This is a genomic window from Micromonospora sp. NPDC005194, assembly GCF_040608335.1.
Taxonomy (GTDB): Bacteria; Actinomycetota; Actinomycetes; order Mycobacteriales; family Micromonosporaceae; genus Micromonospora.
In genome coordinates, this window is record NZ_JBEXIA010000038.1 from 1 (window position 1) to 12542 (window position 12542).

The window sequence follows — 12542 nt, forward strand, 5'->3', positions numbered from 1 at the left end:
GCTCGTAGCGCTCGGCGTGCTCCTGCCAGCAGCCCGCCAGGTCGAACCCGTCCGGCCGCTCGGCCGGTTCGTCCAGCACGGTCAACTCCAGGATCGCGCCCACCCGGTAGGTGCGCACCTGCCCGGACGCGGCGGCGACCAGGTACCAGCGGCCCGCCTTGAGCACCACGCCGAGCGGGTCGAGGGTCCGGGTCACCTCCCGGGGCGCCTGCCACCGCCGGTAGCGCACCCGGACCCGACGGTCCTCCCACACCGCTGTGGCCAGCGCGGCCAGGTGGGGTGTGGGCTCGGGTTCGCGAAACCAGCTCGGCGCGTCCAGGTGGAACCGCTGCCGGATCCGGCCGCCGGGGTCGGCGAGGTCCGCCGGCAGCGCGGCGCGCAGCTTCAGCTCCGCCGTGGCCAGCACCGAGCCCAGGCCCAGCTCGGCGGCCGGGCCGGGCACTCCGGCCAGGAACAACGCCTCGGCCTCACCGGCGGTCAGGCCGGTGAGCCGGGTGCGGTAGCCGTCGAGCAGGCGGTAACCACCGGCCGGGCCACGCTCGGCGTACACCGGCACACCGGCGGCCCCCAGCGACTCCACGTCGCGATACACCGTGCGAACCGACACCTCCAGGGCGTCGGCCAGCTCGGCGGCGGTCATCCGCCCCCGGGCCTGCAGGAGCAGCAGCAGGGAGACCAGCCGGCTGGCACGCACCGTGCGACCGTAGCCGACACCGTCCGCGCCGCCGCGCGGGCCGGCGTCGGCGCGCCTGCGTGGCAATCCCATCCGCTGCTGAGAACCTTTTTCACATGGTGTCCTCCGACGCTCCCGTGCTCGCCCGCCCGACCGCCCGACCGGCCCTGCCGAGCGGGCCGGTCGACGTCACCGAGGCGTGGCTGCGCAACCGCCGGCTGTCCGAGCACACCCGCGACGCCTACCGGCGCGACGTCACCGCGTGGCTCAGCTGGTGCGCCGGGCACGACCTGGATCCGCTGCGGGCCAGCTTCCTGCACGTCAACGAGTACGCCCGCGCGCTGGAGTCCACTCTCGTCGTCCGCAGCGGCCGACCGTTGACCCCGGCGACCGTGGCGCGGCGGCTGTCGGCGCTGTCCAGCTGGTACGACTTCCTCGTCAAGCTCGGGGGCGTGCCGGCCAACCCGGTCTCCGGCGCGGACCGGCCCCGCGTCGACCGGGACCACTCCGCCACCGTCGGGCTCACCCCGGAGGAGGTGGACGCGCTGCTCACCGCCGCCGACGCGGAGACCGGCCCGACGGCGGCCCGCAACCGGGCGACGATCGCGCTCCTGGCCGATCTGGGCCTGCGGGTCGGGGAGCTGGTCTCGCTGGACCTGACCGATCTCGGCACCGAACGCGGGCACCGCAGCGTGCGCTTCGTCGGCAAGGGCGGCAAGCAGCGCCGCCGCGCCCTCACCCCGGGCACCGCGTACGCGGTGGACGCGTACCTGGCGCAGCGGGCTGCCACCACCGGCGTGCCGGTGACCCACCTGACCGGGCCCCTGCTGGTCACCGCCAGCGGCGCCCGGCTCGACCGGCACTCGGTGTTCCGGATGGTCCGCCGACTCGCCCGCGCCGCGGGCATCCCGGCCTGGGCGCGGCTGTCCCCGCACTCGCTGCGACACGCGTTCGCCACCACCGCCCGCTCCGAGGGTGTTCCCCTCGAAGATGTGCAGGACGCCATGGGCCACGCCGACCCGCGTACCACCCGCCGCTACGACCGGGACCGGCACAACCTCGACCGCGACCCGGCGTACGCGGTGTGGGCCGCCCGGTCCCGTCGCCGCGGCTGACTGTCCCACCCCCGGCCTACGGTCGGCGGATGAGACACGGTCTGGAGATCCCCTGCGGTGGCGGCGCCGTCGCGGTGTCCACCCTGGTCGAGCTGGGTGAGCTGGCCGAGAACGCCGGATGGGACGGGGTGTTCCTGGAGGATTACCTGATCCACCACTGCGGCGACGACCCGTTCACCTACGACCCGTGGTTGGTGCTCACCGCGATCGCCGGGCGCACCGACCGGGTGCGGCTGGGCACCACGGTCACGGCGCTGCCCCGCCGCCGTCCGGCGAAGCTGGCCCGCGAGGTGCTGACCCTCGACCACCTGAGCGCGGGCCGGGCCACCGTGGCGGTCGGTGTCGGCGACCCCGGCGACCGTGGCCTGGCCGCGTTCGGCGAGCCGACCGAGGTGGCCGTGCGCGCCGCGATGCTCGACGAGGGTCTCGACCTGCTGACCGGCCTGCTCGGTGGTGAGCGGGTCGACCACCGGGGCGCCCACTACCGCGCCAACCGGGTGGCGCTGCGGCCACCGCCCGTGCAGTCGCCCCGGGTGCCGGTCTGGGTCGGCGGCAGCACCCAGGCCGGGGCGGTGCGACGCCGCGCGGCCCGCGCCGACGGCATCGTGCCGTACAAGCTCACCGACACCGACGGCTGGGCCGACTTCACCCCCGACGAGGTCCGCGACCTGGTAGCGGCCATGCCACCGACCCGGGCCGACGGCCAGCCGTTCGACGTGGCGATCGGCGGGCGACGCCGCCGCCCGGACGAGCGCGCCGAACGGGCCTACCTCCGCGAGCTGGCCGCCGCCGGGGCCACCTGGTGGCTGGAGTACGTCCCGGTCGGCGACCCGGCGGCGATGCGCGCCGCGGTGGCCCGAGGTCCGCTGCGCTGAGCGTCCCTCCCGCGCCCGCGGGTCAGCCCTGCGGGCGGGGGCAGATGCAGAACGGCTGCCCGATGGGGTCGAGGAGCACCACCCACCGGTCGCCGCCGGGTTGGAACTCCGGCTTCGAGGCGCCGGCGGCGACGAACTCCTTCTCGGCCACGGCCAGGTCGTCGACGTAGAGGTCCAGGTGGTAACGCTTCTGCCCGGCCGGGTCCGGCCAGGACGGCGGCTGGTAGCCCTCGACCAGGCCGAAGCCGATGGACGCGCCACCGCCGCTGATCATCGCGTACTCGGCTTGGCTGTGGGTGATCTCCCAGCCCAACGCCCGGTGGTAGAAGGCGGCGTGCGCGGCCGGGTCGGAGCTGTCCAGGTTGACCATCGCGAGGTCGGCGGTTGTCGTCATGCGGGCAGTCTGCACCGGTGTACCTGCCAACCGATGTCAGGTACGTCGGGCGTTTCTCGACACCGACGACGCCCGGGCTCAGGGCGCGCCGAGTGGCCACACCGTCACCCGCGAGGCGCTCTCGCGGCAGGCCAGGCCACTGCCGGCCCGCCGGCAGTCGGTCACCCCCGCCGGGAGCGGGCCGCGCACGCGGGGGCCGTCCCGACCTGCCGTGGCGACCAGGGTGCGCCGGCCGTCCGCCGCCGTCCGCAGCAGCACCAGCGCGTCGGTGGCCGCCCGGGTACCCGCCACGGTGTGCCAGCGCGCCCCGGCCGGCCACGTCCAGCGGATGACGCCGGAGGCCGGATCGAGGGCCCGGCGGCCGTGCTCGTCCTGCGCGCAGACCAGGCCCTGACAGGCCCGCAGGGTCAGCTCGCCCCGCTGCACCGGCACCTCCCAGCGCGGCGCCAGCCCGGGCAGGTCGTACCCCGTCAGCGCCGCACCGGTGGCGGTCGGGTGACGCAGCACCAGGTACGCGCCGACGGCCTGCGGGTTGTCCGGGCCGTAGTCGGCCGGCGGCAGCCGCCCCTGCCCGTGCACGGTGCCGTCCCGCGCGTCGAGCAGCCGGGTCAGCCCGTCGTCCTGCACGAGCAGCACCCGCGCGGGTCTGCCGGGCAGCACCTCCAGCACGGCCGTGGATGGCAGCCGTACCGTCCAGCGGGTGCCGCCGGTGGCCGGGTCGACGCCACGTACCAGCCCTTCGACCCGGCGCCCCGGTTCGGCGGCGCTGCGAACCTCGCTGACCGCCACCGCCGCCTCGCCGACCGCGTACACCCGCTCGGGTCGCCGCCACAGCGCCGCGCCGGTGCGCATCGACCGGGCGGTCGTCGCCACGGCCTGACGCACCTGATCGCGCTCGGTGAGCAGCAGCACGTCACCGGCGGCCTCGGCGGACCACCCGGCGGCGGGCGGTACGGCGACCCGCCAGGGCGGGGCGCGGTGCGGCGCCGCCACGTCGTACGCGCTCAGCGTCGGCGGGTCCACGACCAGCAGCAGCGGGCCCGCGCCCAGCAGCAGCGGGCCCGCGCCCAGCAGTGTCGCGTCGCCGGACACCGGCGGCCCCACCCACGCCGACAGGCGTACGGGAGCGGCGGCGCCGCCGAGCAGCGCGCACGCCGCCAGCAGCAGCGCCACCCGCCACCGCCGCGACGGCGCGCCCGACGCCCGACGGTGGGCCGGGGGAGCGCCCCGGTCAGGACGTCCACCGGCCGTCACCCCCGCTCGTGTCGACCGGTCAGCAGAGCAGCTCCAGGTGGTGGTGGGCGTCCTCGGCGATGTCCTCCTGCCGCAGCCACCGCCGCGCCCACAGCCGGGCGGCCAGCTCCGCCTGCTCGTCACCCCACGCGGCGTGCTCCACGAGCAGGGCGGCGGTCAGCGCGTACGCCAGGCGCAGCGCCAGGCCACGGGCGCCCGCGAGCACCGCCGCCGCGCCCGGCTCGGCCGTCACCGCCGCGATGGTGTCGCGCAGCTGCCCGGCGGCCGCGGCGAGGGTGTCGGCCAGCGCGGGCGACAGTGGCCGGGCCAGGTCGACGGCGGCGGTCAGCCGGCTCAGCAGCGGCGTCCCGGCGTCCTCCCGGGTCAGCGCGCGCAGCACGTCCAGGGCCAGCACGTTGGTGGTGCCCTCCCAGATCGGCAGCACCTGCGCATCGCGCAGCAGCCGGGGAACACCGGTGTCCTCCACGTAGCCGGCGCCGCCGAAGCTCTCCACGTACTCGCTGGCGGAGCTGACGGCGAGCCGACCGGTGGCGAGCTTCGCCAGCGGTGCCACGATGCGCAGCTCGGCGGCGGCCTCCGGGTCGGCGCCGACCTCGACCCGCCCGAGCAGCGCGAACGCGTGCCCCGCGAGGGCGAACGCGCCCGCCGCGTCGACCGCGAGGGTGCCAAGCGTCGCGCGGTGCAGCGGCGAGGACGCCAACGCGCCGCCCGCGACGTGCCGCGCGTCGGCGAACGCGCGGGCGTACGCGAGCCCGCGTCGCATCCCGCCGGCCGCGGCGGCGGCGTTGTGCACCCGGGTCACCACGACCAGGGTCATCGCCCGGACCAGGCCGGGCACCGCCGGGTCGCCCAACGGCAGGGCGTACGCGTCGCGCAGGCCGATCTCGGCGGTCGGCAGCGCCCGGGTGCCGAGCTTGTCCTTGAGCCGGTGCACGGTGACCCCGGGGGCGGGCGCGTCCGGCGCCGCGCCGGTGGCCAGCGGCGAGTCGACCGCGTAGCGGGGTACGAGGAACGGGGCGAGCACCCGGCTGCCCCGCCCGGCGCCCTCGGGGCGGGCCAGCGCCACCGCCATCGCCGCGTCGGCCGCGGAGCAGAACCACTTCTCCCCGGTCAGCCGCCACGAACCGTCGGCGGCGGGACGGCCGACGGTGCCGGAGCGGCCCAGGTCGGAGCCGCCCTGCGACTCGGTCATCCACTGCCCACTGGTGATCGCCGTGGCCGGGTCCGTGGAGATCAGCCGGGGCAGCCACGCGTCACGGACACCCGCGTCGACGTCGGGGAGGCTGAGCAGCGCCGCCGCCCCGTCGGCCATCGCCACCGGGCAGGAGAACGTCGCCGACTCCGGCCCGTACAGGTGCAGCAGCGCGTGTTGCACGACCCGTGCGGCGGCGCCCCAGGTGCCGCGCGCGTCGGGCAGGTAGGGCAGCGCCACCACGGCGTGCCGGGCGGCGGCGGCCCGCTGCGCCTGCCAGCCGGCGGACGTGTCGATCCGGTCGATCCGCGCGCCCCACGGGTCGTAGCGGACCAGCGTTGGCGGGTGCGCCTCGGCGTCGGCGTGCGCCGCGCGCAGCGGCCCGGTGACCTCGGCGGCCAGCTCGGCGAGGCGACCCTTGGCGGCCGCGTGTCCGGCCGGGCCGAGGTGACGCTCCAGCCAGGACCGCAGCAGGGCGTCACCGGCGTACGGGTCGGCGGGGGGTGGTACCGGCTGCACGAAGCGGCTCATCGATCGACTCCTGGCGCTGCTGGGGGTGTGCGCCGACGGTAGACGATGCGTCGCCGCCGCGAACAGGGCCTCGGGCACACCCGATTTCCCGCTTGTCCTGCCTCACCGCGATGGCGTTCTCTACGGTCGGTAGTCGTGGGTGCCGGCCAGTCGTGGAGCCGACCGGCCCGGCGGCACCGCCCGATGCGCACCGGGCTGGCCTTCGCCGGGTTCGGCATGGCGCTGTGCTGCGTCGGGGTGGCCGGGCTGGGGGCGTGGAACCTGCAGACGGTGCGGCAGGCATCCGGCCCGATCCGGGAGACCGCCGACGGTTTCCTCAGCGAGGTGGCCCTCGGCGACAGCGACCAGGCGTACGAGCGGCTGTGCGCGGACGCGCGTACCCGGTGGAGCGCGATCGGGTTCACCAGCTGGGTGCGGACGCCACCGATGGTGACCGACTACGAGATCACCGACGTGTCGGTGGCCACCAAGGGCGGGCGTCCCCGTGGCACGGTGACGGTGCGCTTGACCCGCGACGGCGGCATCAGTGAGGAACGCCGCCTGCCGGTGGTCCGTGAGAACGGCGACTGGCGGGTGTGCGGTGACCCGTTCTGAGCCGCCGGCCGTCGACCTGGTGACCAACTGGCTGCAACCGGATCAGGGCCCGGTGCGGGCGATGCTGATCGGGGTGACGCTGGGCAGCCTGCTGTTGTCGGCGGCGATCCCGCAGGCGTTCGCCGGGACCGGCCTGCTCTTCGCGGTGGTCTACGCGGGCGTGCAGGTGGGCCGGACCATGTTCGCGTTGTGGGCGACGCAGGGCAGTCCGTGGCTGGTCGACGGGTTTCAGAAGTCGCTGCCGTGGATCGGCGCCACGTCGGTGCTCGTGGTGGTCGGCGGCCTGGTGGACACGCCGGCCCGGGAGGTGGTGTGGGCGGCGGTGATCGTGCTGGAGGTGGTTGGCCTGTCGATCGGCTGCCCGCTGCCGGGTCGGGAGCGCAGCCGCCCCGAGCGGTGGATGGTGGAGGGTGGGCACCTGGCCGAACGCTGCGCGGCGTTCGTCCTGATCGCGCTCGGCGAGTCGATCCTGGTCACCGGCAGCACCCTCACGTCGCACGTGGACCTGGTGACGTCGGGGGCGTTCCTGGGGGCCTCAGTCGCGGGGGCCGAGGTCGCCGCTGCGGTAGTGCCGGCGGCAGAGCACCTGGTAGCGCACGTCGGCGGTGTCGACGGTGTCGCCGATGACGACCTGCGCGCCCTCGCGCACGACCCGGCCGTCGACGACGCGGGCGTTGAGCAGCCCCTCCCGGCCGCACCAGCAGAGCACCTCGACCTGGATGCGGGCCACCTCGTCGGCCAGCTCGAACAGGCGCTGCGCGGCGGGGAACAGGCAGGACCGGAAGTCGGTGGCGAGGCCGAACGCGAACACGTCCACGTCGTAGCTGTCGACCAGCTCGGCCATCTGCTCGACGTGTTCGACTGTGTAGAAGCAGGCCTCGTCGCAGATCAGGTAGTCGACGCGGACCCCGTCGGCCCAGCGGCCGCGCACCAGCGCCCGCAGGTCCAGGTCGTCGGTGACCTCGATGGCCTCGTGGGCCAGGCCGATGCGGGTGGTGACCTGCGGGCCCAACGACCGGTCGATGCGGGTGGTGACCAGCCCACGACGACCCTGTCGGGCGTGGTTGTAGTTCATCTGCAACGCCATGGTGGACTTGCCGCAGTCCATCGGCCCCCAGAAGAACTTCAACGCCGCGGCGTGCACCGGACGCCCGTCGAGCCCGCGCGCGGCCGCGCAGCCCGCCGGAGCGTGCGGCTGGCCGGGGAACGGGTGAGCCAGGCAGGTCGGGGCGGCAGCGGCGTCGTCGGTCACGGTCGGGCAGCCTAGCTGATCGACCGCCCCTGATCCGTCGGGTGCGGGATGCGTGCTCAGAGCACCCGGGGTGGCGTGTTGCCGGCGGCGACGATGGCCCGACGGATCGGCACGGCGGCCAGGAGCAGGAACCCGACCACGAAGAAGATCAGCAGTGAGACCAGGCCCACGCGGTAGGAGGCGGTGAGTTGGAACACGAGGCCGAACGCGAGCGGGCCGAGCCAGCTGGTGCCCTTGTCGCTGATCTCGTAGAAGCCGTAGTACTCGCCCTCCTTGCCGGCCGGGATGAGCTGGCTGAACAGGGAACGGCTCAGCGCCTGGCTGCCGCCGAGGACCAGGCCGATGGCCGCGCCGAGGATCATGAACGGCACCGGCGCCTCGGCGGGCAGCCGGAACGCGCCGAGGATCACACCGGTCCACAGCACCAGGCTGAGCAGCACGGTCTTCCACGCGCCGATGCGCCGGGCCAGCGCGCCGAGGCTCAACGCCCCTCCGAAGGCGAGGAACTGCACCAGCAGGATGGTGATGATCAGGGTGCTCTGCTCCAGGCGCAGCTCCTCGGTGCCGTACTGGCTGGCCAGGGTGATGACGGTCTGGATGCCGTCGTTGTAGACCAGGAACGCGAGCAGGAAGAACAACGTCAGCGGGTACGCCTTGACCTCGCGCAGGGTGCGGCCGAGCTGCCGGAACCCGTCGGTGAGCACGTTGCCGCGCGCCGCGAGGGCCGCCGCGCTGGGGCGTTCGCGCAGCCAGCGCAGCGGCACCAGCGTGAACGCCGCCCACCACACCCCGGCCGACACGATCGACCAGCGGGCCAGGTCCAGGGTGCGCTGCGGGTTGTCGTCCTCGCTGAGCAGGGTGACCGCGACCAGGTTGAGCGCCAGCAGCAGGCCACCGCCGAGGTAGCCCAGCGCCCAGCCGCGGCTGGAGATGCCGTCGCGTTCGTCGGGGCCGCCGAGCTGCGGCAGGAACGAGTTGTAGACCACGATGGCCGCGCCGAAGGAGATGTTGGCGATCAGGAACAGCGCCCCGCCGAGCAGGTAGCGGTCGCCGGTGACGAAGGCCATCGCGATGGTCGCGCCGGCGCCGGTGAACGCGGCCCCGCCGAGCAGCCGCTTCTTGTGCGCCGACCGGTCGGCGATCGCCCCGATGACGGGCAGCACGAACACGGTGAGGAACACCGACAGCGAGATCAGGTACGGGTAGTAGGACCCGGCCGCCACCCGGATGCCCAGCGGGTGCACGTACCCGTCGCAGGTGTCGGCGCCCAGCTCGCAGCCGGCGGCCAGCTCGGCGACGGTGGTGATGAACGGTCCCAGGAACACGGTGATCACCGTGGTCTGGAACGCCGAGTTGGCCCAGTCGTAGATGTACCAGCCGCGCCGCTCCCGGCGGGTGCTCGCCGGAGGCGGGGTGTCGTCCACCGTGGGGGTCACGGTCTCGGCCATCGGGGGTCCTTCGACGCTCAGGCGGCCCAGTGGCCGCGGCTGCGGTAGACGTCGCGCAGCACGCCGACGTGATCGGTCATGATGCCATCCACGCCACGATCCAGTAACTCGTGCATCTGGGCGGGTTCGTCGATCGTCCAGACGTGCACCTGCAGGCCGAGTCGGTGGCAGTAGTCGAGGAACCGGCGGTCCACCACCGGCATCCGCCCGTAGCGCGGCGGCACCTGCGCGGCGACCACCGACGGCGGCAGTCGCAGTGGCCGCCCGTGCAGGGAGGCGAGCCGCAGCCGGGCGACGCCGCGCATGCCGAGGCTGGTGGCGACGCGTCCCTCGGTCAGCGCCCGCAGCCGGGTCAGTCGGGCGTCGCTGAACGAGGCGAGCAGCACCCGGTCGGCGGCGCCGACCCGGGTCACGGTCGCGACCGTCGGCGCGACGCCGCCGTCGGCCTTCACGTCGATGTTGAATCGGACCTGCGGCCAGGCGCTGAGCACCTCGTCGAGCCGGGGTACGACGGCGGCGCCGCCGACGCGTACCGAGGCGAGGTCGGCCCAGCTCATCTCGGCGATGCGTCCCGCCTCGCCGGTGAGCCGCGCGAGCGTCGGGTCGTGGAAGATCACCGCGACGCCGTCGGCGGTGGCGTGCACGTCGGTCTCCACGTACCGGTAGCCGAGCCCGATGGCCCGGGCGAACGCCTCGGTGGTGTTCTCGTCGCCGTCGGCCGCGCCGCCACGGTGGGCGAACGCCAGCGGCGCGGGCGCGTCCAGGTAGCCGAATCGGTTCAGCACGGGACGCAGTATGCCTGCCGCTGGTGGACCCCCGGTGGCCTGCCGGCAACATTCGTCGCACGGCGGCGAGGGTCAGGCCAGCCAGCCGCCGGTCAGCCGGGCCACCGCGGCGCCGTCGAGGTCGGCGAGCTTGACGGCGGCGAACTGCCGGGCCCCGTCGGAGGTCTGCACCCGCACCGGCGGCGTCGGGTCCATCAGCGTCGCCACCACGACCGCCGCGGCGTCGGCGGAGGACTGCGCGGCGGCGAACGCCTGCCCGGTGCGGGCCAGGTACGCGCGCAGAGCCGGCCCGTACACCCCGGCGGCGTCGCTGGCGGCGTCGGGATCGATGCCGATGCTGGAGACGAACTCGCTGGCCACCGCGCCCGGCTCGACGACGGTGACCCGCACCCCGGTGGTCGCGGCGAGCGGGGCGAGCGATTCCATGTACCCCTCGACGGCGAATTTCGCCGCGCAGTACGCCTCGTTGAACGGCTGCCCGACGATCCCGCCGACGCTGGAGATGGTGATCAGGCGGCCCCGGCTGGCCCGCAGGTGGGCCAGGGCGGCGCGGCTGACGTGCAGCACGCCGAAGAAGTTGACCTCCATGACGGCCCGGACGTCGTCGACGCTGTCGACTTCCAGGGTGCCGACGTGCCCGGCGCCGGCGTTGTTGACGACCGCGTCGAGCCGGCCGTAGGTGTCGACCACCTCGTCGACGCAGGCGCTCACCGAGTCGGGGTCGGTGACGTCGAGGCGGCGTACGTCGATCAGGTCGGCCACGCCCGCGATGTCGGCGGCGGCGCGCAGCCGTTCGGCGCGGCCGAGGTCGCGCATGGTGGCCACCGTTCGCCAGCCGGCGCGGGCGCAGCCGAGCGCGATCTCCAGGCCGATGCCGGAGGACGTGCCGGTGATCAGCACCGTCTGCTCGCTCATGATCTCCTGCCCTTCGTGCCAGGGCGGCTGGCGCGAACGGAAGCCGGTCCCCGCCGGCCGCCCCCGTACGCACCCAACCCGCGGTGAACGTCACCGCATGTTACGGCCGGGACTGGTGTCCGGTGCCCGTTCGGCTCGGCTCAGCGCCATGCACCGCGTATCCGCCGGCGAGGATCGGGTACCGGGGCCGCTGGGGGTTGCCCGGGGGCAGGTCGGTCTCGGGGTCGAGGCAGTGCGTGGGTGGCGGCTCGTCCCCGTTCTGCGCCTGCGCGTCGACGATCACATCCGGCAGCCTCCCGCCGTCGATGATCTTCACGTAGTAGCCGTGGTTCCGTACCGCGCCTTCGCCCTCGGGCACGATCGCGGTCAACAGGGCGACGTTTCCGGTGACCCGCAGACAGGTCACGTCGGCCCGTCCCTGCCGCGACCACCACGGCCGCCACCACCCCCAACGCCGCCACACGTGAACCAGACATGACCATTCCTCCTCGGTCGGTTGCTCGGTTGACACGTTCCAGCATCAGCGCGGGCCGAGGCGACCTCATCCCTCCACCGAGCCAGCCTGCTCCCTCGGCCAAGGGACGGACGCCGGCGGTGATCGACTCGGTTTCCTTGAAGGCGGGGCGTCCGAGGCACGGCAAGCCCCGGTTTGCCGAAAGCCGGGTCGACCTCGGCGTCGGCGGCGTCCGCTAGCTCGACCGGCGGTGGGCGCGGCTGGGGTCGGCCGGGCGGCCGGGGTCGATGTGTCGGGGCCCGTCGGGTTCGTCGGGGCGCAGCGGGGCGAGGGCGTCGGTGAGCGCGTCGATGATCCGGCCGGTGGCCCGGCGGGCGGCGCCGGGGTTGGCGGCGTTCGCCTCGCCCAGGTCGACGGGCGGCCCGAAGTGCACCCGGATCACCGGGCGGCGCCACAGCGCGCGGGCGATGCCGCGCAGCATTCCCTTCGGCGCCCGGTAGGGCAGCACCTCGTGCGCGCCCCACTGGGCGACCGGGATGACGGGGGCGCCGCAGGCCAGGGCGAGTCGGGCGACGCCGGTCTTGCCGCGTTCGGGCCACATGCCGGGGTCCAGGCCGATGCGTCCCTCGGGGTAGATGAGGATCACCGAGCCCGCCGCCACGGCGGTGGCGGCGTCGTCGAGGGCCCGGTGCACGGCGCTGGTGCCCCGGTCGACCCGGATGTGTCCGGCGTGACGCATGGCGGCTCCGAGCACCGGGGCGCGGAACAGCCCGGCGGTCGCCATGATCCGCGGGGCGATGCCGCGGGTCTGGCAGGCGGCGATCATCACCGCGGGGTCGAACGGGCTGATGTGGTTGGCGGCCAGCACGAGCGGGCCGCGGCGCAGGTGCGCGGGGACGTCGCCGGTGACCTCGAGGCGGGCGAGCAGACCGACCAGGACGCGGGCCAGCACGAGGGCCGCACGCCAGATCAGTGGTGGCTGCCAGGTCGTCGTGTTCATCAGCGCGCCATCCTCGCATGAAGTGGCGGGGCCGCGAGGGCGAGTGGCCCGAGTGATCAG

13 protein-coding genes and 1 pseudogene are annotated in these 12542 nt (G+C 74.8%); 4 read left to right on the forward strand and 10 right to left on the reverse strand.

The features are described from left to right. The coding region (locus tag ABZU53_RS25950; RefSeq protein ID WP_355068038.1) for a WYL domain-containing protein at positions 1 to 694 on the reverse strand (694 nt) is incomplete at its 3' end. 95 nt (positions 695 to 789) lie between these two features. On the opposite strand from ABZU53_RS25950, the gene ABZU53_RS25955 reads away from it, so the two are divergent. Beyond that, positions 790 to 1788, forward strand: coding sequence for a tyrosine-type recombinase/integrase (locus tag ABZU53_RS25955; RefSeq protein ID WP_354855274.1), 999 nt, complete (start codon positions 790 to 792; stop codon positions 1786 to 1788). Positions 1789 to 1817: 29 nt separating this feature from the next. Next, a complete protein-coding gene (locus tag ABZU53_RS25960; RefSeq protein ID WP_355068040.1) occupies positions 1818 to 2663 on the forward strand; it encodes an LLM class flavin-dependent oxidoreductase in 846 nt (281 codons plus the stop codon). 22 nt (positions 2664 to 2685) lie between these two features. On the opposite strand, the gene ABZU53_RS25965 is transcribed toward ABZU53_RS25960, so the two are convergent. The 3 genes from ABZU53_RS25965 to ABZU53_RS25975 form a co-directional block, all read right to left on the reverse strand. Next, on the reverse strand, positions 2686 to 3057 hold the full coding sequence (locus ABZU53_RS25965) for a VOC family protein (RefSeq protein WP_354855276.1): 372 nt from the start codon (positions 3055 to 3057) through the stop codon (positions 2686 to 2688). A 78-nt stretch (positions 3058 to 3135) separates the two neighbouring features. Then, the gene (locus ABZU53_RS25970) at positions 3136 to 4230 is read right to left on the reverse strand and encodes a hypothetical protein (RefSeq protein ID WP_355068042.1); all 1095 of its coding nucleotides are present in this window, start codon (positions 4228 to 4230) and stop codon (positions 3136 to 3138) included. Positions 4231 to 4330: 100 nt separating this feature from the next. Further along, positions 4331 to 6034 carry an acyl-CoA dehydrogenase family protein gene (locus tag ABZU53_RS25975; RefSeq protein WP_355068044.1) on the reverse strand — a complete coding sequence of 568 codons (1704 nt, stop codon included), beginning with the start codon at positions 6032 to 6034 and terminating at the stop codon, positions 4331 to 4333. A gap of 183 nt (positions 6035 to 6217) precedes the next feature. Between ABZU53_RS25975 and ABZU53_RS25980 the strand changes: the two genes are divergently transcribed. Both ABZU53_RS25980 and ABZU53_RS25985 read left to right on the forward strand, forming a co-directional pair. Beyond that, a complete protein-coding gene (locus tag ABZU53_RS25980; protein ID WP_354855320.1) occupies positions 6218 to 6628 on the forward strand; it encodes a hypothetical protein in 411 nt (136 codons plus the stop codon). A 61-nt stretch (positions 6629 to 6689) separates the two neighbouring features. Continuing rightward, a pseudogene (locus ABZU53_RS25985) lies at positions 6690 to 7115 on the forward strand (low temperature requirement protein A); the annotation flags it as partial. Between the two features lie 48 nt (positions 7116 to 7163). Here ABZU53_RS25985 and ABZU53_RS25990 read toward each other — a convergent pair. The 6 genes from ABZU53_RS25990 to ABZU53_RS26015 all read right to left on the reverse strand — a co-directional run bounded on the left by ABZU53_RS25990 (position 7164) and on the right by ABZU53_RS26015 (position 12482). Beyond that, positions 7164 to 7772, reverse strand: coding sequence for a thymidine kinase (locus tag ABZU53_RS25990; RefSeq protein WP_244295995.1), 609 nt, complete (start codon positions 7770 to 7772; stop codon positions 7164 to 7166). A gap of 164 nt (positions 7773 to 7936) precedes the next feature. Further along, a complete protein-coding gene (locus ABZU53_RS25995) occupies positions 7937 to 9328 on the reverse strand; it encodes an MFS transporter (RefSeq protein ID WP_354855280.1) in 1392 nt (463 codons plus the stop codon). A gap of 17 nt (positions 9329 to 9345) precedes the next feature. Further along, on the reverse strand, positions 9346 to 10113 hold the full coding sequence (locus ABZU53_RS26000; protein ID WP_355068046.1) for a glycerophosphodiester phosphodiesterase: 768 nt from the start codon (positions 10111 to 10113) through the stop codon (positions 9346 to 9348). 72 nt (positions 10114 to 10185) lie between these two features. Continuing rightward, on the reverse strand, positions 10186 to 11028 hold the full coding sequence (locus tag ABZU53_RS26005; RefSeq protein WP_355068048.1) for an SDR family NAD(P)-dependent oxidoreductase: 843 nt from the start codon (positions 11026 to 11028) through the stop codon (positions 10186 to 10188). Positions 11029 to 11128: 100 nt separating this feature from the next. Beyond that, the gene (locus ABZU53_RS26010) at positions 11129 to 11434 is read right to left on the reverse strand and encodes a hypothetical protein (protein WP_354855283.1); all 306 of its coding nucleotides are present in this window, start codon (positions 11432 to 11434) and stop codon (positions 11129 to 11131) included. A 283-nt stretch (positions 11435 to 11717) separates the two neighbouring features. Beyond that, positions 11718 to 12482 carry a lysophospholipid acyltransferase family protein gene (locus tag ABZU53_RS26015; protein WP_355068049.1) on the reverse strand — a complete coding sequence of 255 codons (765 nt, stop codon included), beginning with the start codon at positions 12480 to 12482 and terminating at the stop codon, positions 11718 to 11720. Positions 12483 to 12542: the final 60 nt, after the last annotated feature.

Bases quoted from the DNA above. Each gene is read 5' to 3' on its own strand.
- ABZU53_RS25965 (WP_354855276.1), bottom strand. From the start codon at position 3,057: ATGACGACAACCGCCGACCTCGCGATGGTCAACCTGGACAGCTCCGAC.
- ABZU53_RS25960 (WP_355068040.1), top strand. From the start codon at position 1,818: ATGAGACACGGTCTGGAGATCCCCTGCGGTGGCGGCGCCGTCGCGGTG.
- ABZU53_RS26005 (WP_355068048.1), bottom strand. From the start codon at position 11,028: ATGAGCGAGCAGACGGTGCTGATCACCGGCACGTCCTCCGGCATCGGC.
- ABZU53_RS25955 (WP_354855274.1), top strand. From the start codon at position 790: ATGGTGTCCTCCGACGCTCCCGTGCTCGCCCGCCCGACCGCCCGACCG.
- ABZU53_RS25980 (WP_354855320.1), top strand. From the start codon at position 6,218: ATGCGCACCGGGCTGGCCTTCGCCGGGTTCGGCATGGCGCTGTGCTGC.
- ABZU53_RS25975 (WP_355068044.1), bottom strand. From the start codon at position 6,034: ATGAGCCGCTTCGTGCAGCCGGTACCACCCCCCGCCGACCCGTACGCC.
- ABZU53_RS25995 (WP_354855280.1), bottom strand. From the start codon at position 9,328: ATGGCCGAGACCGTGACCCCCACGGTGGACGACACCCCGCCTCCGGCG.
- ABZU53_RS26015 (WP_355068049.1), bottom strand. From the start codon at position 12,482: ATGAACACGACGACCTGGCAGCCACCACTGATCTGGCGTGCGGCCCTC.